Here is a 19335-nt window from a genome sequence, read left to right on the forward strand (position 1 = left end):
CTGTGAATATCATTCACAGCTTTTTATATTAAAGTAAAGGGGGACTTCGCTTTAATGTACATTTTATTTATATTCAAATAATAACATAGAAATGTTACAATATAATGAATAAAGTGTGTAGTATATGTTAAATTATAAAAAAAGTAAGTTTTTATGGCGAAATCAGATAGAAGTAAGGTGAAATTGTATTGTGATTTAAAAATGAGCACTCATTAATGAGTGCTCATTTTTGTTTGTCAAATAATCTTTGGAAAATACCCTTTTTTCGATGAAGCTCTTCTTCAGCGGCTGCTTTAGCTTTTTGTCTTTCAAGAGTTTGAGTTAGCTTATTAACTAATTGAATATCATGTTCTTTAATGGTTTCAGGTAATGATAATATGGCTTTATTTTTCTCTTGATCTTGTCTAAATAGAATCTGTGTGTTTTCTAATAATTTATTAATATCGTAGAGTTGCCCGTCTTTCACAGTTAACTGCTCTTTAAGAAACTCAATATTATTTTTAAGTATATCAATCATATCTTTTTTTAAGCTCGTTACGTCTGTAGCGGCAACTTCTTCTTCTGAAGTTTGATTATATTTTAGAGATTGTTTAATTGCTTCTAGGCCTTCCTCATCTACACATGTTTTCCCGTTATGGAATATTAAAAAAGCTTTTATTTCAGGTAATTTCATTTTAGCATAAACAGTTACTTTACTTATGTTTAAACGTTTAGAAACTTTTAATGCATCATATATCATAGTACTCGCCTCCTGTATTATTTATAGAAGTATTCTCCAAATATTCCCAAATTCCTTTTTTTACAAATTAAATTATTTAAATTCTTGTAAAATTTAACGACATTGTAATATTTTTATGAATTCAATTAATTACTTAACTGGAGTTGGCTATAAAATATTATAGTCACTTTTTATATTTTACTAGTAAGCGAGCATCAAATTAAGTTGAAAACCATCAAAACAGTTATGTGTTATGATGGTATTATAAAATAATATGGAGGTAAGGACATGAACAAACAGATTTTAATTAAAATGGCATCAGACTTTATTGAAAACTCAAGAGAAAATTATATAACAAATGAAATTGCTATTTCCCAAAATGTTGTGGGAATGAAAATTTTTGAAGCGCCAATTTTTGGAGTTGCTTCTTCAGAGGATAAGTATTTTACATCATTTAAAGAACCCTCTATAATTGGTAAACACTTTATGCTCCCTAAAGAATGGCTACCAGAGGCAAGGTCTGTTATCTCATTTTTTTTACCATTTAGCCAAGCAGTTAAAAAGGGAAATGGAAGGGGAAAAGCATGGCCTTCTGAAGAATGGTTACATGGACGTATTGAAGGACAAGCTTTTATAAATAAGTTATGTATATATCTTAAGACAGAATTGATACAGGCAGACTATAATAGCCTAGTGCCTGCTTTGGATAAAAGGTTCTGGGCACAAGCTGCTTTAAATTCTGATTCAGCACACTCAGAAGTATCATTTACAAGCACTTGGTCTGAACGACATGCGGCTTTTGTATGTGGGCTTGGAACATTTGGGCTATCTAAAGGCCTCATAACGTCAAAAGGTGTAGCTGGAAGATTTGGCAGCATTATTACAGAATTATATTTGTCCCCTGATAAAAGAGAATACCAAAGCATCTATGAATATTGTTCAATGTGTGGTGCATGTATAAAAAAATGCCCAGTTAATGCAATATCCATAGAAAAAGGTAAAAATCACATAATATGTTCTAAATATTTGGATAAAACAGCTGAAAAGTATAAGCCTAGGTACGGTTGTGGAAAATGCCAGATAGGTGTACCTTGTGAAAGTAGAATACCTAAACAATACGATATAAAATGAACATTGAATTAGGATTACATTCCTATAGTTAACTTTTATTTGGAATATCAGACCTTTCAATAAATATCTAATCTCTGTAACAACCTCACACTAAAAGCATATGATGTTAATGTAATAAAACATATGGAGGATATATATGTATTATAGAGACAATTTTGAAGATTATAATGAAAAAAATAACACTGATAGTTATCAGGATCGTGATGATGAAGAGTTTTATAAAAATACGCCTTATTATGGGCAACAAGCACCCTATTTACCTCAATATTATACCATGATGTCCTATTATCCCATGATGTGGGATATGCAAAAAACTAAAAATTATGACAATAACTACCGTAGTAAAGGCAATGAAAATCTTGAACAGTATATGCCCATGATGAACATGCCTGTGATTGATGAAGAGGATGAAGATTTAAGAATGTTATATCCTAAAATTTATATCAGGATATATCCCATGGTAAAGCATCATTGTGATATGATGGTTTCCATGTATGGCACAATGTATTGCCCAAGTAAGGATGAAATGGAGCATATTTCTAAAGAAATGTGTGAAAAATATGAAAAATATTATAGGGATGACGAAGATAATGACAATCGCAATGATGATGATTATACGAGACAAAGACGAAGATTCAACAGAAGACGTGGAAATCAGGATTTAGTCAAAATACTGCTTATTAGTGAATTACTTGGAAGAAGATAGGGTGATGGGTATTGGGGATAACAGCTGAATAATATGGAGTGAAATTAGCAAGAGTTAATAGAGTATTTAATAAATATTGTAAAAAGTGGCTATAAAATATTGTAGTCACTTTTAATATTTCATTAGTGTTTTTTAAAATTATATTATTATAAGATGGAAAACACTAAATAAATTCATTATATAATTAAATATTTTGTCGTTTTGTGTAATTTAGTGTAATTTAGTGTATAATAAGTGTGCGGGGATAAATTTTCTGCATCACTAAATTTTTGGAGATGACATATATGAATAATAGCAATGATAAATTAAGTATACTTTTACATAGATACATGAATCAGAATAAGTTAATTAATAAAAATCACCAATGTAAAAAAGAAAAAACAATTAACATGGATAATAATTTCAAGGAAGAATTGAAACAACATTTTAGAGAATTAGCTTTGAATAATAGAACTGAAGTATTTTAAGGGATTACCTGATACACTTATAATTACAGCTGAATTTGATCCGCTAAGAGACGAGGGTGAAGCTTATGGAAATAAATTAAAGCAGATGAGGCTTTAAATGAAATTTCCACATATCTAATAACACAATTTAATAAAAAGCAGATTTAATATTTAAAATAGTATAATAAACTCTAGAACCTTGAATCTAATAGGAAATTTCTTCTACACTAATTTTAATAAAATAAAAAGCTATGAAATTAAGGTATTAAGCCTATATTTCATAGCTTTTTTATGCCTTAATTTCACCAAACTACGAGTTAGTTCATAATATATATATATACAATTCTAAGCATAATATTGAATAGCAAAAAGGCTTTAAACTTAATAGATAAAAATGTGATACTAAAAAGAGGAGAATGTGATTTTATGAATATATGCGTTATTGGAGCTGGTTATGTAGGACTTATAACTGCATTATGCTTTGGTAAAAAAGATAATAAAGTGATTTGTGTAGAAAAGGATTTAGAGAAATTAAGTATGCTAAAAAATGGGACACCAACTATCTTTGAAAAGGGATTAGATGAATTATTAAAAGAGTCAATAAGGGTAAATAGTATTGAGTTTACGCAGGATATGGAACTAGGAATTAAATCTTCGGATATAATTTTTATTGCAGTTGGCACTCCCACAAAGAAAAATTGGGATGTTGATATCGATCAAGTTGAACAAGTAATAAAATTAATTTGTAAATACATTGATAAATATAAAATAGTGGTAACTAAAAGTACAGTACCAGTAGGTACTCAGAAATATATAAAAAACAAGTTACTAGAAAATAATATACCACAGGAATATTTTGATGTGGTATCTAATCCGGAATTTTTAAGAGAAGGTAATGCTATAAATGATTTTTTTTATGGAGATAAAATAGTTATAGGATGTGAATCACAAAAGGCTGAGGACTTAATGCGAGAATTATATGAGCCATTTAAAATAAAGATGGTGGTTACCAGTCCTGAAACAGCAGAGCTAATTAAATATACCTCAAATGCTTTTTTGTCTGTGAAAATCTCCTTTATGAATGAAATAGCTAATCTTTGTAATAAAGTTGGAGCAGATATTGATGTAATAGCCTATGCTTTAGGTCTAGATAAGAGAATTTCCCCCTTGTTTTTAAAACCAGGTATCGGTTATGGAGGAGCTTGTTTCCCAAAGGATACAAAAGCTTTAGTTAAAATATCTGAAAACTATCACTGTGATCTTAAAATTGTAAATACTGCTGTTGGTGTAAATGAAAAACAGAGGGTCTTGCCAGTGAAAATATTAAGAGAACATTATAAAGATCTCCAGGGAAAAACTGTATCTATATTAGGGCTAACATTTAAACCGGATACAGATGATATTCGCGAAGCACCATCTATATATATAATTGAAAAATTATTAAAGAATAAGGTTAAAATAAAAGCATATGATCCAATGGTTACAGTGGAGATAAAAAAAATATTTCCAAATATAATTTATTGTAGCGATATGTATGAATGCCTAATAGATTCAGATGCATTAATAATATGTACAGAATGGAGCGAGTTTTATAATCTTGATTTAAACAAGGTAGCTTCCTTGATGAAGGAATCTGTAATAATTGATGGAAGAAATATATTGGATACGAATAATATTAAAGGAGCTAATATTAAAGCGTATTACTCTATAGGTAAAGGGAACATTAAAAACTAAGTTATATAAAAAGCGCTAGTACTTTTAAAATAAAAGTACTAGTGCTTTTCATTTACATGATTAATATTTCAGCACCTCAGGTGATGATCTAAACCACTTTACAAATTTCGAAATTCCATCATCAAATTTTGTTGAGGGATTATAACCTAAAATTTCCTTGGATTTAGAAATGTCAGCATAAGTTATTTCCACATCACCAGGCTGCAGGGGTAAATATTTTATATTAGCTTTAACGCCAATCTCAAATTCTAATCTTTGTAGCATATATTTAAGCATAATGGTATCAGATCTGCCTAAATTGAAAATTTCATACTTATGAGTACCTGTACTTGACCAGGTAATGGCTTTATCTATTCCCGCAATAATATCATCAATATAGGTGTAATCTCTTTGAGTAGTACCATCTCCGAAAATAGTAACTTCATTTTCTTTTAACATGAGATTTGTAAATTTATAAATAGCTAAATCAGGCCTTTGTCTTTTTCCATATACAGTGAAAAATCTTAAACAAGCTATATTAATTCCATATAGATGACTATAAACATGACACAGAAGTTCACCGGACTTTTTAGTAGCGGCATAAGGTGATATTGGAAAATCTACTGGGTCAGTTTCGGCAAAGGGAAGCTTTTTATTGTTTCCATATACAGAAGAAGAGGAAGCAAAGATAAATTTATTTATACCAAATTCATTACATAAATCCAATAAATTTAGAGTGCCGCGAATATTTACTTCGTTATATAAAAGTGGGTTTATAATTGAGGGGCGCACACCAGCCATAGCAGCAAGATGAACTACCACATCTATTTTGTATGAAGTAAATACTCCTTTTAAAAAATTAGTATCTCTTATATCACCTTCTTGTAGTATTAAATTATCATCAGTAATATTATTTAATTTCATGGTGTTTTTCATTTCCGTAATGTTAAATCTTTTTATTTCAGGATTATAAAAATCATTAAAGTTATCAATAATGATTATTTTATGATTGTTTTTTAGTAAATAATCACAAAGGTTTGAACCAATAAAACCTGCTCCTCCAGTTACTAAAACTGTATAACCCAACGTGGCACCCCCTAATCTCTAAAAAATCATTTAACACTATCAAAAAGTTTTAATAAATCCTTAGCTAATCTATTAAAATTATACTTTTCCTGTGCTAGTTTTCTGCCATTCATCCCTAGTCTAAGTGCTAAATCACTATTATCTAATAGATTAACAATATTACTTTCTAGCACCCTTGGATTGGTATAATCATTCATTACAAAGCCATTTACGCCTTCAATCATTACTTCGGCATTACCCCCTCGATTAGTTGTAATAATCGGTAATCCAGCGGCCATAGCTTCATAGTGAACTCTTGCTAAAGGTTCTTTCCATTGAGACATGTTTACAAAAATATCTCCTATGCTATAATATTTTGGAATTTCAGTAGGACTTAAGTAACCTGTAAAAATAACTGGTCCTTTTAGTTCTTTAGATGCTCTCTTTAATAATTCTATATAATCATTAGATTCATTTCCACCATACCACTTACTCCCTATAATCATAAGTGCAGTATTGGGGTGGGATGCCATAACTGAATTCATGGCATCTATTACGATATGGGTGCCTTTTTTTGGAGTTAATCTACCTACATATAATATTGTTTTATGATTTTGAAGGCCATATTTTGCACGCAATTTATTTCTATAAGAATCCTTGTCATTATTCCAAATTGGGTTATATATATTACAATCTACTGCAGAATACACAGGGTGAAGTTTACTAGCAGCAGAGGGATATAAATTTTTTACACCACTGGCAATAAAATGGCTTACCGTTGTAATAAAACTTACTCTATCAATGCAGGCATTGGCTAAGTTTGAATTGATTTTTTTTTGTAAAAACATTTCATTATGCAAACTTAAACTAAATGCGCAAGTTAAATTTTTACTTAAAAAGTTAACCCACCGAGGCCTGTTAAAAACATGAACTAAATCAAAGTCATTTGTAAGATAGTTTTTTACACCACGAACATACTCTTCCATAGTGCTTGCGGGCAATCGTATATATTTTACGCCACTTTTAGAATCTCTGTTAGGTAGTTTAGGATCTTGTATACAAAATACAGTTATTTCATGAAACTTTGATATTATAGGCAAAGCACCTTCAAGATATACTTGAACTGCACCTCCATTAATAGGAGGAAAGGTAAGTTTTTCAGTACAAATAAATGCTATTTTCATAAGAACACTCCTTTTAAAGCCATCTTCGCAAAATTGAAAATTTATTTTGTTCAAATTTTGAAGTTGCAGAGATTTTGTCACTACCTATTGGTTTAGGATTCTTATGCAATGTCTTTACTAAGCCAAAAAACCAGTGAGGGAACATTAAATCGATTTTTAAAACTTTTTTTTGCTCAGGTGTTAGGGTAGTATTTGTTTCATAGTATTTTAAAATATCTTCAATATTTTTTATACTATAATCATTAAATTTCATCATTCTCTTTCCAATGATCTTTCTTAAATCCTTAACTTTCAAATCATAAGTTACGCCATCTAAATCAATAACAGTAGCGCCTTCGTTTGATAACATAACATTGCCAGTTCCAAAATCCTGATGACATAAACAGGAGTCCTTTTGATCAATACTACATAAAGATCTATAAGGAGAATCATTAATTAAATTAATAGTTTTGTTGCAAATTTCTATGATGGGATCTAGTTGATTTACATAACTAAAATAAGATGGGTTATTAGGAGTTTGACTACAGAGTTCTTTTAATTTCAACATTCTATTCTTCATGGATTCATATTGATTTGGCCAGTTTCCAAGTTTAGATGATATTTTAGCATCAATTGGTGGTTCATATCCAATAGAGTCAATATGAAACTTTGACAATGCCTGCAAAGCTAAAGCTAAATCTTTAGGATTTTCTAAATTCATATCTCTTCCATGGATCCAACTATATAATACAAATAATTGTCCATTGTACTGCGTAATAGAATTTCCTTTAGAATTAGGATGGATTTTTGGTACATTACCACCATTATTCAATATATATATTTGAGCATTAACAGAGAAAAGAGCTTCTTCAAATGAATGCTTCAAGCGTTTAAGACATAATGTAGTACCTTTATAAGTGAATTTCCACAATGTTTTAAGTCCCTTACTTTGTATTGTTTGTAAATTTTGTGGTGATATATTATACTCTAGAAGAACTTTTCTACCAAGTTCTAAATAGTTAGTTAAGTCGTTTTCCATTATAAATGCCTCCTATATTAATCTATGAAGGAATAATTTTTTCAAAGTTTTGTAAAATTGGATCTATAGATTTTTCTACTTTTATCATGGCTTTTAGTCTTTCAACATATCTATCTTCAGTCCAAGTAGCTTCTCGCTCTTCATAATATTTACTCATTATACCTACAAAGAGATGAGGGAATGTTATAGCTTCCCTTAGTACTTGCCATTTCCAAAATTCAAGAGGATTTACAGTGTTGTACCAATGCAGGATTTGTTTTGCTTGCTTTAAATCCCAGGTGCCATGTCTTTTCATTACTTTATTTAAAAATTTTCTTATATCCCGTGTAGGCAAGTCAATAGCTATAGAATCTATATCTAAAACAAATATTTCCTTGGATTTTGTAAGAATGAGATTTCCAGCGGTAAAATCTTGATGACAGAGGGAATTTAAATTTTTATCAGCTTCAACCCATTTGTTATAACCTGAATTTTTGTTTTCAGTTATGGCTAGCTCCATCCTTTTATAAAAATAAGGAAATACATTTAGGATAATTTGACCAAATTCCGAATGGTTAGATTTAGACTGTTCCATATCATAAAAACCCTTTAATTTAGTCATTTGACTTTGAAATTCTTCGCCTTGAAGTCCTAAGTGAATTCTCACCTTACAATCATTAGGTGGTACAAAATTTTTAGATGCAGAATGAAAATTAGCTAATTGCTGTACAACAAGTCTTAATTCTTGAGGGTTGTCCTCATTTGGAGTGACACCAGATATAGCCTCGCTTAAAACATAGCAGCAATCAATCCCTTTTATAAACTTAGCGCCTTGTTTTGTTTTAATAATTCTAGGAAGCTTAACGTTGTTATTCAATAAATGTTCCACAGCTGCAAGTATGAATTGGAGGGTTTTAGCAGAACAGGAATGTTTTTTTAAAATTTTATCACCATGAGGTGTTTTTATCCACCACACTGCCTTTTTACCTTTATTACATTCATTTCTTATATTAGTTACAGTAATATCATATTGGGCTAATATTAAATTTATATTTTCTTCTCCCATGATATGGCCTCCTTGTAAATCGCTTAAGCAGATAACAATATTAATTGTTATCTTCCTATAAATATAAAAAGTTATTTATTTTAAAATTGCTCTTTCTAATATATACCATTTTATAATTAAGTATTTAAAATGGTAATCTATTTAAGAGAATTGAGTTTGCAATAACATAAATTTAGAACTATATATGGAACCCTGAGGAGCCTTATTAAGGAAAAGAAAACTATTGTAAGATTATATTAGTTAATAGATAAAACTATTAATCCATATTTTTATAGTGCATCCTCAGGGAATGTTAATTTAAAGTTTGTTAAAACTCAAAGGTATTATCCTCATTATCATTTGTATTTTCTTCAAAGTCTTCAATTTGTTCAGGTTTTTCGCCCCATTTAACTTTAATTGTAAAATCACCATAATTTTCATCTGAATCAAATTTAATTTGATAATCTAATTCTTCATTATCTGGTATCACAACACGAGTTCCTTCTATTTTTAGTTTGTCCTTGAATAATTTTATAACTTCATCTTTTAAGAAAAAATAAAATTCTTCTTTGCTACCAAGATATTTTTCTCTAGAATTCATGTATAAAGCCCCCTTTCACTATAATAATATTCCAATGTGACCTTAAGGGTGATAGTATTTGTGTATATTTTTTAAGGAATTGGTAAAATAAACAAATCCTCCATAGAGTTTATCTAGCATTTGGTTAACGACATTTCAGAAGATGATTTAATATAATATGTAATAAATGCTTTCAGTGGGTTCAAATTGAAAAAGTAAGGATATGTAATAGCAAAGTTTTACATGTTTACTATGTCACCTATAATTATGTGTAAGCATAGAATGGAATGAAATGTATTATTCATTTTATTGGAGGTTTTTACATGAGTAATAAATATAAAGTTTGCGTATATGCAATCTGTAAAAATGAAGAAAAATTTGTTGACCGCTTTATGGATCACTTTAGTGATGCTGATGTTGTTATAGTTGTAGATACAGGCTCTACCGATAATACAATTAATAAACTAAAAGAAAGAGGAGCCATTGTTTATTCTATGGATGCGAGTCCCTTTCGATTTGATTATTCAAGAAATGAATGCTTAAAATTCATTCCAAATGATATAGATATTTGTGTATCCGCAGATCTTGATGATGTTATTGAGAGTGGTTGGAGAAAACATTTAGAAAATGCATGGACAAAAGAAACCACAAGAGGATTATACCTATATAATTGGAAGGTCAATGATGACGGCTCGCCTGCGGTACAATATACTTGGGACAGAATTCATGCAAGACATGGATATAGATGGATATACCCAACACATGAGATTTTAGAATATTTGGGAGAGGGGGAGCAAAAACAAGTTTATATTAAGGGTATGGTAGTTAATCATTATCCTGATAAAACAAAAAATAGGAGTTTAAATCTTCCATTATTGAAATTGGCTATTGAAGAAAATCCTAATAGTAGTAGAAACACATATTATCTTGGTAGAGAGTATATGTTTGAGAGGAACTGGGATGATTGCATTTTAACCTTAAAGGATTATTTATCACTGCCTACATCAAATTATGAAGAAGAAAGAGCATCATCTATGAGGTTTATTGCAAGAGCATATTGTGAAAAGGGAGAAATATTAAACGCTAAAAAATGGTATCATAAAGCCATAAGTGAATCTATTTCATTAAGAGAACCCTATATAGAGTTATCTTTATTAGCTTATAGGGAAAAGGATTGGCCTGGTGTTTATTATTATGCAACTGAAGCTTTAAAAATCAATAAAAAAACATTTAACTTTGCAAACGATGAAAATGCTTGGGATTATACTCCTTATGATTTAGCAGCTTTAGGTTGTTATAATTTAAATCTGATGGTTGAAGCAATAGAATTTTCTGAGCAAGCTATTAAGCTTTCGCCTAATGATGAAAGGTTATTAAATAATCATAAATTTTATTTAGATAGTTTATAAATATAAATTTTACTTTATATAATATAAAAAATATAATATATAAATTAATCAGCTAAAATTCTAGGCTGATTAATTTTTGTGCTATATTTTTTTTGAATTTAACTGCAAGTTTTTATTAAATCTGTTTAACGTAAATTAAAGTGCTTGCATACTATGTAAGGACAGTATTATAAATTATGCAAAGAAAATAATAGCATTTTATATAAATACAATGTCAACGTTTTATGAGTTCATATAAAGAAAGTATTATAGATAAGGATGGTGTATATTATGGGTAAATCCAATGATAGTTCATCTAAGAAATATCAATGTACCGAGATAGATGGAACTACTGGAAATCTTATTATAAATAGTCAGAATTGTTATGACAAAGACGATGATTATAAGCATGACAGAGATGAATGTCGTAAGCATGATAGAGATGAATGTTGCAAACACGATAGAGATGAATGTTGCAAACACGATAGAGATGAATGTTGCAAACACGATAGAGATGAATGTTGCAAACATGACAGAGATGAATGCTGCAAACATGACAGAGATGAATGTTGCAAACATGACAGAGATGATTGTTGTAAGCATGACAAAGATGATTGTTGTTGTAAGCATTGCTTCCCAGCATGTATAATTGGACCAACTGGGCCAACTGGGCCAACTGGGCCAACGGGTCCTACCGGACCTACAGGTGCTACTGGAGCAACTGGGCCAACGGGAAGAACTGGGCCAACCGGACCTACAGGTCCTACAGGTCCTACTGGTAATACAGGTGCAGATGGTCCTACTGGTCCAACAGGTCCAACAGGTCCAACAGGCGCAACAGGCCCAACAGGCCCAACAGGCCCAACAGGCCCAGCAGGCCCAACAGGCCCAACAGGCCCAACAGGCCCAACAGGCCCAACAGGCCCAACAGGCCCAACAGGCCCAACAGGCCCAACAGGCCCAACAGGCCCAACAGGCCCAACAGGCCCAACAGGCCCAACAGGCCCAACAGGCCCAACAGGCCCAACAGGAGCAACAGGAGCAACAGGTGCAACAGGCCCAACAGGCCCAACAGGTCCAACAGGAGCAACAGGAGCAACAGGAGCAACTGGAGCAACGGGCCCAACAGGTCCAACAGGCCCAACAGGCCCAACAGGCCCAACAGGCCCAACAGGCCCAACAGGAGCAACAGGAGCAACAGGAGCAACAGGCCCAACAGGTCCAACAGGAGCAACAGGAGCAACAGGAGCAACTGGAGCAACGGGCCCAACAGGTCCAACAGGCCCAACAGGCCCAACAGGCCCAACAGGTCCAACGGGTCCAACAGGCCCAAGTTTTAATTCCTTTGCAAATGGTGTTATAACAATAAATGAATTATCAATTCCAGTTGGAGGCACTATTATTTATAATGCTGTAGATATTGTAGGACCAGATCTCAGTTATAATCCAGCAACAGGTATTTTTACAGTTAATACAACAGGAGTTTATGTAATAGACTGGAAGATAGCCGTTACTCCAAATCCTGGAACCGTTTCTATACAGATTGATTTGGTATCATCCCTTCGTGGTGTTATTGCCGGTATATCTATTACAGCAACAAATCCAATTATAAGTGGTTCTAATAGAGTATATGCCGCAACAGCAGGAGAAACTTTCAGATTTGTTAATAATTCTAGTGGTCCTATTAGTATAGTATTAGTAGGTTTATCCGGACCTATTGGAACTGTATCTATTTTCAGAATTGTCTAGTAGGATTAAGTTCAATTTTAAAAGTAACAGATTATAAAATAATTTCAAGCTTTAAAAGGCTACTTATCTTAGGTAGCCTTTTTTTAGATAATATCTAGATTGTTTTATTACCTGATGGTGAAGAGCTAGATTATACAATTTAATTTCATGGAGATGGAAATTGTGTTATTTTTAATTGAAAAATATACTCACTTTTTTCAATGTTTGCATATAATATTATGTAGTAAATACTTTCTGGAGGTTTAAATTGAAGCAGACTGATACAGGAAAAAAAATGTCCAAAGTCGAAGAAATGAGCAATTGTATACCACAAGAAACTATAATTGAAAATGTTAGGCTAGCTGCTGCATATGTTCCATTCCAATTCCTTTGCGCTGTGTTTACGCCAGTAGAAGCACTTAGAAGAGGAACTGCTTTTCCCGAACTTTACAGTCCTTATAAAGGTGAGGACAAAAAAAGTAGACCATGTAAATTGGAAACAATTCAAAAGGAGCGAATCTAATGAGAAATGAAATGAATAAAATGGAAATGTTAAAACAGATTAGTGCAACGCGGTTTATGATGATAGACTTAGCTTTGTTCCTTAATACTCATCCACTGGATAGAGAAGCTGTTGTAGAGTATAATAATTACATTATGCAATGGAGAGGACTAAAAGAAAACTATGAGATGAATTACGGCATGTTAACTCAACTTAACTCCTTAAGCCCATACCCATGGCAATGGATAAGCGAACCCTGGCCTTGGGAAAATGAAGCTAATTTTATGTTTGAAAAGGAGGAAGTGTAATTTATGTGGACATACGATAAATTTCTAGAATACCCAGTAAAAATTAAAACTCCTAATCCAGAAATGGCAAAAATTATTATCACTCAATATGGTGGTCCAGACGGTGAGCTAGGTGCATCATTAAGATACTTAAGTCAGAGATTTTCTATGATAACTCCCGAAGCTATAGCAACATGTAATGATATAGGCACTGAAGAACTAGCTCATTTAGAAATGGTTGGAAGCATGGTTCGTCAATTAATGAAATGCGCAACGCTAGAAGAAATTCAAAAAGGTGGCATGAGTGGCTACTATGCTGACCATGGTAGAGGAATATACCCTGTAAGTGCATCAGGCGTTCCTTTTAACGCATCATATATTCAATCAAAAGGGGATCCCATTGTAGATCTTACTGAAGATTTAGCTGCAGAACAGAAGGCAAGGGCTACCTACGAATACCTAATTAGTATGGCTGATGATCCAGATGTAATAGAACCTTTAAAATTTCTAAGAGAAAGAGAAGTTATTCATTATCAAAGATTCGGTGAAGCTCTAAGAATTGTTCAGGATCATCTACAAGAACCACATTTATTTATAATGCATAAACCAGTTTAAAATTTAAAATATATATAGTTGTTGAGGTTTTTTTAACAACTATATATATTTTTTTATCTCATTATTTTGTTCATAATCATAAATCATAGGCTTAATCATTTTGTCACCAGGTTAAATTACAATTATATAGATACATGAAAAATTCAATTTAGTATTTAATTTCCTTTTTGACTGACTTATATTTAGATTTAGTCTTATCTTCAGGATTAATATATTCGTAATCGTTTTGTTCATTTTTCTTGATACCTAATGTAGCCATCTTATTTTTGGTTACAGTTAACTTATTACTCATATTATCTCACCTTTCATGTTGTTATTTACTTTTAGGATACATAAACTAATTTAAAATTTACGCAAACATATATTTATCTTAATGATCTTTAAATATTATAATGACCAAAAATTCATTTTATATGCCTATTGATTTAATAACAGTTCTAAACTAAAGAATTATTGATTTTTCAGATAGTAAAACTTAAAATACATAAAAAGATAACTTTTGTGGAAATATACTGCCGAAGGAGTGATTAAAATGGAAATGAACACTAGAGATACTATTATGAAAAAATTATTAGACGCACAAGAAAATACTAGAGACTATCAATCATTTGCAAGAGAAGTATCAGAAGAAGAAGTAAGTAATACATTCAGGGAATTTGCAGAACAATCTGCAATGCAAGCTAAGAAATTACAAGAATTATTAAATACACATGACGGAAAGCAATATAGCTAGGTATCCTAATTCAATTATTAGAAGGCATATAATTTATTAGGATAAAAGTGACTCGTCACATCCTCTGTGGACAATTTTAAAAAACTCTAATCTGAATTAAAAAGATGATTTTTGTTCATTGAACAAGAGTCATCTTTTTTAAAATAAAAAAATCAGAAATTAAAATTGTAGTATATAGTTTATCAAGAATTTTTTATTTTAATATAAATGAATTATATTTATGTATATTAGTTAAACTATGTTAGAAAATAATTTATTTTTAAAAGGAGGTTTTAATGTGACTGTTATGTCGAAGGTAAAACAAACATTAGCCACCCTAAAGGGTTCAGAAGCTACTTTAAGATTATATTCATTGCAGGAACGGGATGAAGAAGCTAAGGCTATTTACACTGAGGCATTCCAAGAAATAAATAAAATAAAAAAAGATTTAGAAAAAAGAGTGGGTTCTATAGAGTTTCAAGAGCCCCAGTACAAAGGCGACTAAGTGAGGTGAAATAATGAATACTTGGTTAATAATATTATTAAACTCAATAATTATATTTTTTTTAACATTAGTTTTAACAAGATTTATGAAGAAAAAAAATTTATCTAGAAGTACCCCCTTTGACTTTATTTCTTATGTAGTCATTGCTCTTATAGTTACATTAATCTCATTGGGCATAATTACAAATATATATTTTGGATTAACTGCGTTAGCTGTTTGGGTTCTAATGCCTATTATTTTAGATTATGCTTCCATGAAAAGTAAATGGATTTATAACATACTGAATGGTAAGGAAAGAGTTCTAATTAAAAATGGTAAAGTTATGGAAGATAATTTAGCTAAAGAAAGAATGACTGGGCAAGAGTTTATACAAGAATTACGTTGCCAAAAGGCATTTAATTTGGCAGATGTTGAATTTGCTATTATGGAAACAACAGGGGATATAAATATTAGTTTAAAAGCTGATAAAAAACCTGTTACCTCCTATGATTTAGGAAAAAAAATTGCATCGAAGGCTGAATCACAAACAGTTATCTTAGATGGAAATATGTTGAATGAAGGGCTTACCAATATTGGATTAAATCAAGGGTGGCTTAAAACAGAGCTTAAAAACAAAGGAGTAGCACTTGAAAATGTTTTTATCGGTCAAGTAGATTCTTCAGGAGATTTGTATTTGGATCTTTTTGATGATTTAATTCAAGTCCCCAAAACACAGATTAAAGAAATGCTATATGCCAGTATTCAAAAATGTCAGGCAGACCTTATGTCATTTGCTTTAGAAACAAAAAATGAAGCAGCAAAATCAATGTACTCAAAAAATACTGAAAATTTAAAAAGGGTCTTGGAAAAATTAGAACCCTATTTATTACGTTAGAAGGTGAAATAATGTCCAATATGAAAAAGAAAAAACTAACGCCAACGGAGCTGCAATATGATAAATTGGTGAAAAAGATAGAACCTAAAAGACCTATTTTAAAAAATTGCATTAAAGCATTCCTTGTAGGTGGAACTATATGCATCATTGGTCAATGCCTACAATTATTTTTTATCACCTACTTTAATTTTAATGAAAAAACAGCAGTTAGTCCAACTTCAATAGTTTTAATCTTTGTGTCAGCTTTGCTTACTGGACTTGGAGTTTATGATCACCTGGGCCAATGGGCCGGAGCTGGATCGGCTGTTCCAGTTACAGGTTTTGCTAATTCTATAGCTTCTGCTGCAATTGAGCATAGAAGCGAAGGGTATGTACTTGGAGTGGCTGGAAATATGTTCAGACTTGCTGGAGCAATCATTGTTTATGGCGTATTTTCTGCTTTTGTAGTTGCTACCATAAAAATCACAATAATATGGTTGGGGAGGATGTAAATGCTTAAAGGACATCAATCATGGATTTTCAATTCTAAACCTACAATATTAGCATCAGCCGCAGTTGGTGGTCCTTTTGAAGCTGATGGTGCTTTAGCTGATGATTTTGATATACTTCATGAAGATTTATGGCTTGGACAGGATAGCTATGAAAAAGCAGAAAAGGTTCTTCTGGAACATGCTTGCGAAAGAGCAATAAAAAAATCAAGCATAAAAAAAGAAGATATCAATTTTTTCATAAGTGGAGACTTAATGGACCAGATTATTTCTAGTAGTTTTACTGCAAGAACTTTGGGGATACCTTTTTTAGGGGTCTTTGGTGCTTGTTCTAGTTCCATGGAAAGTTTAGCCCTAGCAGCTCAATTGATAGAAAGTAAGGCGGCTAAATATGTTATAGCATCTGCAAGTAGCCATAATGCAGCTGCAGAAAAGCAATTTAGATATCCTACAGAGTACGGTGGACAAAAACCGCCTACTGCGCAATGGACAGTAACAGGAGCTGGAGCTGCGGTCCTTGGCGAAGATGGAATTGGACCTAAGATTACTTCAGCTACCATAGGCAGAGTAATAGATATGGGCATTTCAGACCCATTTAACATGGGAGCGGCTATGGCCCCAGCGGCTGTAGATACCATTGAAGCACATTTTAGAGATTTAAATGTTGATGCCTCCTATTATGATCTTATCGCTACTGGTGATTTAGGCAAGGTAGGACATGAACTTGCTATTAGTTTATTAAAAAACCATGGCACCGAAATGCCATCAAATATATTTACAGACTGTGGACTTTTAATATATAAAAAGGATCAACCAGTTTTTTCTGGCGGTAGTGGATGTGGCTGTTCTGCTACTGTAACTTATGGGCATTTTCTTAACCGTATGCGTCGAGGGGAATTAAAGAGAATATTAATTGTTGCAACAGGTGCTTTAATGTCCCCAATATCCTATCAACAAAAGGAAAGCATACCTTGTATTGCTCATGCAGTTTCTATAGAAATGTAAAAAAGAGGTGTGAGTTTAATTATGGAAAAGTTTATTTTTGCATTTGTAATAGGTGGTCTAATTTGTGTTATTGGGCAACTTATAATGGATATATTAAAGATTACCCCTGCACATACTACCTGCACATTAGTTGTAATTGGAGCAATTCTAGGAGGACTAGGTTTATATGAGCCTTTGATAAAAATAGCAGGTGCAGGTGCATTTATACCTATAAGTAGTTTTGGAAATACTCTTGTAACAGGTGCCTTAATTGATGCTGAAAAAACAGGATTTATAGGCATATTTACTGGTATGTTAAAAACAGCAAGTTCTGGTATTTCTGCCGCGATAACTTTTGGGTTTATTGCTGCTATAATATTTAAGCCCAAAGGATAAATATATTTAACGATCCAGGAGATGATTTAAGGGAGGTGAAAACTATGACTGTAGGAACTCAAATGCAACAAGCAATTGCTGGACTGCAAAGCGCTTCTGCTACAATGAAGACTTTTTCTCTAGAAACAGAAGATAAGCAAGCAAAAAATGATTTTAAACAAATAGCAGAACAACTTGATTGTACACTAGAGATTTTAAAAGGACGACAACAATATATTCAGGGACAAGAACCTCAATATAAGTAGATTTAAAGGACTAATGAAATGGCAGACATTCCATTAGTTCTTTAATTTTCTTGTTTCATAACAGGGTAAATATAAGGAGGTGTGAAATGTCAATTAAAATAACCTTTGAAAACATGTTAATATTTATTTTACCAGTTATGGAGGTAGTATTTTTAGCATCTGTGATAATAGGAACAAGAAGGGATAAGAAGGCATTTAAGATTATTTCTTTTGTTGCTATTACAGCTATGTGCCTTAGTATATGCATCTTGCTATGGGTAAATAAAACTGTTTAGTAATCTCAAAACTACTCCACTGAAGGGATATAAGATTTGTCTTATATATAAATTTGATATAAACTAAAATTTATAATATGCTAAAACATATTTATGAGGGGTGATTTGTGGTGAAACTTACTAGAGAATTTTATGCTAAAGAAACTCTGCAGGTTGCGAAGGAACTTTTAGGTAAAGTAGTTGTACACCAAGTTAATGGAGTAAAGTTAAAAGGAAAGATAGTTGAAACAGAAGCATACATTGGTTCAATAGATAAGGCTTCTCATGCTTACGGAGGAAAAAAAACACCTAGATTAGAAGCCTTATATGGTAAACCTGGAATCGCATATGTATATTTTATTTATGGTATGTATCATTGTTTTAATGTAATAACAAAAGAAGAAGGATCACCAGAAGGAGTTTTAATTAGAGCAATTGAGCCAATAGACGGAATAGAGGAAATGTCAAAGTTAAGATTTAATAAAGTTTATAATGAATTAACAAAAGCTCAATTTAAAAACTTGTCTTCGGGTCCCTCTAAACTGTGTATAGCGATGAATATAAATAAAGAAAATAACAAACAAGATTTATGTGCAGGTAACCTTTATATAGAAGAATCAATGGATAAAGAAAAAATTGAGATTATAGAAGCTAAAAGAATTGGAATTGATTATGCAGAAGAAGCAAAGGAATTTAAATGGAGATTTTATATAAAAGATAATGTTTGGGTATCTGTAAAATAATATTAATACAAGTAAAACAAATATCATTT

Annotated in this window: 25 protein-coding genes and 1 pseudogene; 19 read left to right on the plus strand and 7 right to left on the minus strand. The window is 31.6% G+C overall.

What is annotated here, in order from left to right; translation table 11 throughout:
* Positions 1-223: 223 nt before the first annotated feature.
* Positions 224-739, minus strand: a complete 516-nt coding sequence (locus G9F70_RS09530; protein ID WP_164945679.1) for a hypothetical protein — start codon at positions 737-739, stop codon at positions 224-226.
* Positions 740-1006: 267 nt separating this feature from the next.
* On the opposite strand from G9F70_RS09530, the gene G9F70_RS09535 reads away from it, so the two are divergent.
* From G9F70_RS09535 to G9F70_RS09555, 5 genes and pseudogenes are all read left to right on the plus strand, one after another.
* A complete protein-coding gene (locus G9F70_RS09535) occupies positions 1007-1849 on the plus strand; it encodes a 4Fe-4S binding protein (RefSeq protein ID WP_164945678.1) in 843 nt (280 codons plus the stop codon).
* A gap of 136 nt (positions 1850-1985) precedes the next feature.
* Positions 1986-2555, plus strand: coding sequence for a hypothetical protein (locus G9F70_RS09540; protein WP_164945677.1), 570 nt, complete (start codon positions 1986-1988; stop codon positions 2553-2555).
* Between the two features lie 284 nt (positions 2556-2839).
* Positions 2840-3022 carry a hypothetical protein gene (locus G9F70_RS09545; RefSeq protein WP_164945676.1) on the plus strand — a complete coding sequence of 61 codons (183 nt, stop codon included), beginning with the start codon at positions 2840-2842 and terminating at the stop codon, positions 3020-3022.
* A pseudogene (locus tag G9F70_RS09550) lies at positions 3012-3107 on the plus strand (alpha/beta hydrolase fold domain-containing protein); the annotation flags it as partial. The gene G9F70_RS09545 and the pseudogene G9F70_RS09550, both read left to right, overlap by 11 nt.
* 320 nt (positions 3108-3427) lie before the next feature.
* On the plus strand, positions 3428-4735 hold the full coding sequence (locus tag G9F70_RS09555) for a UDP-glucose dehydrogenase family protein (protein WP_164945675.1): 1308 nt from the start codon (positions 3428-3430) through the stop codon (positions 4733-4735).
* Between the two features lie 60 nt (positions 4736-4795).
* On the opposite strand, the gene G9F70_RS09560 is transcribed toward G9F70_RS09555, so the two are convergent.
* From G9F70_RS09560 to G9F70_RS09580, 5 genes are all read right to left on the minus strand, one after another.
* Positions 4796-5800 (minus strand): GDP-mannose 4,6-dehydratase, encoded by a 1005-nt coding sequence (locus tag G9F70_RS09560; RefSeq protein ID WP_164945674.1) that lies wholly within the window; start codon positions 5798-5800, stop codon positions 4796-4798.
* Positions 5801-5826: 26 nt separating this feature from the next.
* On the minus strand, positions 5827-6963 hold the full coding sequence (locus G9F70_RS09565) for a glycosyltransferase family 4 protein (protein ID WP_164945673.1): 1137 nt from the start codon (positions 6961-6963) through the stop codon (positions 5827-5829).
* A gap of 13 nt (positions 6964-6976) precedes the next feature.
* Positions 6977-7981 carry a CotS family spore coat protein gene (locus G9F70_RS09570; RefSeq protein ID WP_164945672.1) on the minus strand — a complete coding sequence of 335 codons (1005 nt, stop codon included), beginning with the start codon at positions 7979-7981 and terminating at the stop codon, positions 6977-6979.
* Positions 7982-8003: 22 nt separating this feature from the next.
* Complete coding sequence (locus tag G9F70_RS09575) at positions 8004-9026, minus strand: CotS family spore coat protein (protein ID WP_164945671.1); 1023 nt, start codon at positions 9024-9026, stop codon at positions 8004-8006.
* 307 nt (positions 9027-9333) lie between these two features.
* Positions 9334-9606 (minus strand): hypothetical protein, encoded by a 273-nt coding sequence (locus tag G9F70_RS09580; protein ID WP_164945670.1) that lies wholly within the window; start codon positions 9604-9606, stop codon positions 9334-9336.
* Positions 9607-9908: 302 nt separating this feature from the next.
* Between G9F70_RS09580 and G9F70_RS09585 the strand changes: the two genes are divergently transcribed.
* From G9F70_RS09585 to G9F70_RS09605, 5 genes are all read left to right on the plus strand, one after another.
* Positions 9909-10994, plus strand: a complete 1086-nt coding sequence (locus G9F70_RS09585; RefSeq protein WP_164945669.1) for a glycosyltransferase — start codon at positions 9909-9911, stop codon at positions 10992-10994.
* A gap of 270 nt (positions 10995-11264) precedes the next feature.
* A complete protein-coding gene (locus G9F70_RS09590) occupies positions 11265-12722 on the plus strand; it encodes a hypothetical protein (protein WP_224617485.1) in 1458 nt (485 codons plus the stop codon).
* Positions 12723-12969: 247 nt separating this feature from the next.
* Positions 12970-13224 carry a spore coat associated protein CotJA gene (locus G9F70_RS09595; protein ID WP_224617486.1) on the plus strand — a complete coding sequence of 85 codons (255 nt, stop codon included), beginning with the start codon at positions 12970-12972 and terminating at the stop codon, positions 13222-13224.
* Entirely contained in the window at positions 13224-13511 is a 288-nt protein-coding gene (locus tag G9F70_RS09600) for a spore coat protein CotJB (RefSeq protein WP_124999927.1), read from the plus strand. Before G9F70_RS09595 ends, G9F70_RS09600 begins: the two co-directional genes overlap by 1 nt.
* Positions 13512-13514: 3 nt before the next feature.
* Positions 13515-14105, plus strand: a complete 591-nt coding sequence (locus G9F70_RS09605; protein ID WP_164945668.1) for a manganese catalase family protein — start codon at positions 13515-13517, stop codon at positions 14103-14105.
* Positions 14106-14253: 148 nt separating this feature from the next.
* On the opposite strand, the gene G9F70_RS09610 is transcribed toward G9F70_RS09605, so the two are convergent.
* Entirely contained in the window at positions 14254-14397 is a 144-nt protein-coding gene (locus G9F70_RS09610; RefSeq protein ID WP_164945667.1) for a hypothetical protein, read from the minus strand.
* A 240-nt stretch (positions 14398-14637) separates the two neighbouring features.
* Here G9F70_RS09610 and G9F70_RS09615 point away from each other — a divergent pair, with 240 nt between their 5' ends.
* The 9 genes from G9F70_RS09615 to G9F70_RS09655 all read left to right on the plus strand — a co-directional run bounded on the left by G9F70_RS09615 (position 14638) and on the right by G9F70_RS09655 (position 19306).
* Positions 14638-14838: a hypothetical protein gene (locus tag G9F70_RS09615; RefSeq protein ID WP_124999932.1), complete on the plus strand. Its 201-nt coding sequence runs from the start codon at positions 14638-14640 to the stop codon at positions 14836-14838.
* Positions 14839-15115: 277 nt separating this feature from the next.
* On the plus strand, positions 15116-15322 hold the full coding sequence (locus tag G9F70_RS09620; RefSeq protein ID WP_164945666.1) for a DUF1657 domain-containing protein: 207 nt from the start codon (positions 15116-15118) through the stop codon (positions 15320-15322).
* A gap of 13 nt (positions 15323-15335) precedes the next feature.
* Positions 15336-16196, plus strand: coding sequence for a DUF421 domain-containing protein (locus G9F70_RS09625; protein ID WP_164945665.1), 861 nt, complete (start codon positions 15336-15338; stop codon positions 16194-16196).
* An 11-nt stretch (positions 16197-16207) separates the two neighbouring features.
* Positions 16208-16687 carry a stage V sporulation protein AC gene (gene spoVAC, locus G9F70_RS09630; RefSeq protein WP_164945664.1) on the plus strand — a complete coding sequence of 160 codons (480 nt, stop codon included), beginning with the start codon at positions 16208-16210 and terminating at the stop codon, positions 16685-16687.
* A complete protein-coding gene (spoVAD, locus tag G9F70_RS09635; protein ID WP_164945663.1) occupies positions 16688-17689 on the plus strand; it encodes a stage V sporulation protein AD in 1002 nt (333 codons plus the stop codon). It abuts the gene before it with no gap.
* A 21-nt stretch (positions 17690-17710) separates the two neighbouring features.
* Positions 17711-18064 carry a stage V sporulation protein AE gene (gene spoVAE, locus G9F70_RS09640; protein WP_124999941.1) on the plus strand — a complete coding sequence of 118 codons (354 nt, stop codon included), beginning with the start codon at positions 17711-17713 and terminating at the stop codon, positions 18062-18064.
* Positions 18065-18108: 44 nt separating this feature from the next.
* The gene (locus G9F70_RS09645) at positions 18109-18309 is read left to right on the plus strand and encodes a DUF1657 domain-containing protein (protein ID WP_124999943.1); all 201 of its coding nucleotides are present in this window, start codon (positions 18109-18111) and stop codon (positions 18307-18309) included.
* An 86-nt stretch (positions 18310-18395) separates the two neighbouring features.
* Positions 18396-18584, plus strand: a complete 189-nt coding sequence (locus tag G9F70_RS09650) for a hypothetical protein (protein WP_164945662.1) — start codon at positions 18396-18398, stop codon at positions 18582-18584.
* 110 nt (positions 18585-18694) lie between these two features.
* Positions 18695-19306, plus strand: a complete 612-nt coding sequence (locus G9F70_RS09655) for a DNA-3-methyladenine glycosylase (protein ID WP_164945661.1) — start codon at positions 18695-18697, stop codon at positions 19304-19306.
* The last annotated feature ends 29 nt before the right edge of the window (positions 19307-19335 follow it).

This window comes from Clostridium sp. FP1 (assembly GCF_011065975.2).
Lineage (GTDB): Bacteria > Bacillota > Clostridia > Clostridiales > Clostridiaceae > Clostridium_AD > Clostridium_AD tagluense.

Excerpts from the sequence above, each read along its gene's own strand:
- G9F70_RS09590 (WP_224617485.1), top strand. The coding sequence starts at position 11,265 with ATGGGTAAATCCAATGATAGTTCATCTAAGAAATATCAATGTACCGAG.
- G9F70_RS09555 (WP_164945675.1), top strand. The coding sequence starts at position 3,428 with ATGAATATATGCGTTATTGGAGCTGGTTATGTAGGACTTATAACTGCA.
- G9F70_RS09610 (WP_164945667.1), bottom strand. The coding sequence starts at position 14,397 with ATGAGTAATAAGTTAACTGTAACCAAAAATAAGATGGCTACATTAGGT.
- G9F70_RS09580 (WP_164945670.1), bottom strand. The coding sequence starts at position 9,606 with ATGAATTCTAGAGAAAAATATCTTGGTAGCAAAGAAGAATTTTATTTT.
- G9F70_RS09540 (WP_164945677.1), top strand. The coding sequence starts at position 1,986 with ATGTATTATAGAGACAATTTTGAAGATTATAATGAAAAAAATAACACT.
- G9F70_RS09545 (WP_164945676.1), top strand. The coding sequence starts at position 2,840 with ATGAATAATAGCAATGATAAATTAAGTATACTTTTACATAGATACATG.
- G9F70_RS09585 (WP_164945669.1), top strand. The coding sequence starts at position 9,909 with ATGAGTAATAAATATAAAGTTTGCGTATATGCAATCTGTAAAAATGAA.
- G9F70_RS09650 (WP_164945662.1), top strand. The coding sequence starts at position 18,396 with ATGTCAATTAAAATAACCTTTGAAAACATGTTAATATTTATTTTACCA.
- G9F70_RS09575 (WP_164945671.1), bottom strand. The coding sequence starts at position 9,026 with ATGGGAGAAGAAAATATAAATTTAATATTAGCCCAATATGATATTACT.
- spoVAC (WP_164945664.1), top strand. The coding sequence starts at position 16,208 with ATGTCCAATATGAAAAAGAAAAAACTAACGCCAACGGAGCTGCAATAT.
- G9F70_RS09530 (WP_164945679.1), bottom strand. The coding sequence starts at position 739 with ATGATATATGATGCATTAAAAGTTTCTAAACGTTTAAACATAAGTAAA.
- spoVAD (WP_164945663.1), top strand. The coding sequence starts at position 16,688 with ATGCTTAAAGGACATCAATCATGGATTTTCAATTCTAAACCTACAATA.
- G9F70_RS09535 (WP_164945678.1), top strand. The coding sequence starts at position 1,007 with ATGAACAAACAGATTTTAATTAAAATGGCATCAGACTTTATTGAAAAC.
- G9F70_RS09615 (WP_124999932.1), top strand. The coding sequence starts at position 14,638 with ATGGAAATGAACACTAGAGATACTATTATGAAAAAATTATTAGACGCA.
- G9F70_RS09565 (WP_164945673.1), bottom strand. The coding sequence starts at position 6,963 with ATGAAAATAGCATTTATTTGTACTGAAAAACTTACCTTTCCTCCTATT.
- G9F70_RS09645 (WP_124999943.1), top strand. The coding sequence starts at position 18,109 with ATGACTGTAGGAACTCAAATGCAACAAGCAATTGCTGGACTGCAAAGC.
- G9F70_RS09605 (WP_164945668.1), top strand. The coding sequence starts at position 13,515 with ATGTGGACATACGATAAATTTCTAGAATACCCAGTAAAAATTAAAACT.
- G9F70_RS09600 (WP_124999927.1), top strand. The coding sequence starts at position 13,224 with ATGAGAAATGAAATGAATAAAATGGAAATGTTAAAACAGATTAGTGCA.
- G9F70_RS09570 (WP_164945672.1), bottom strand. The coding sequence starts at position 7,981 with ATGGAAAACGACTTAACTAACTATTTAGAACTTGGTAGAAAAGTTCTT.
- spoVAE (WP_124999941.1), top strand. The coding sequence starts at position 17,711 with ATGGAAAAGTTTATTTTTGCATTTGTAATAGGTGGTCTAATTTGTGTT.
- G9F70_RS09625 (WP_164945665.1), top strand. The coding sequence starts at position 15,336 with ATGAATACTTGGTTAATAATATTATTAAACTCAATAATTATATTTTTT.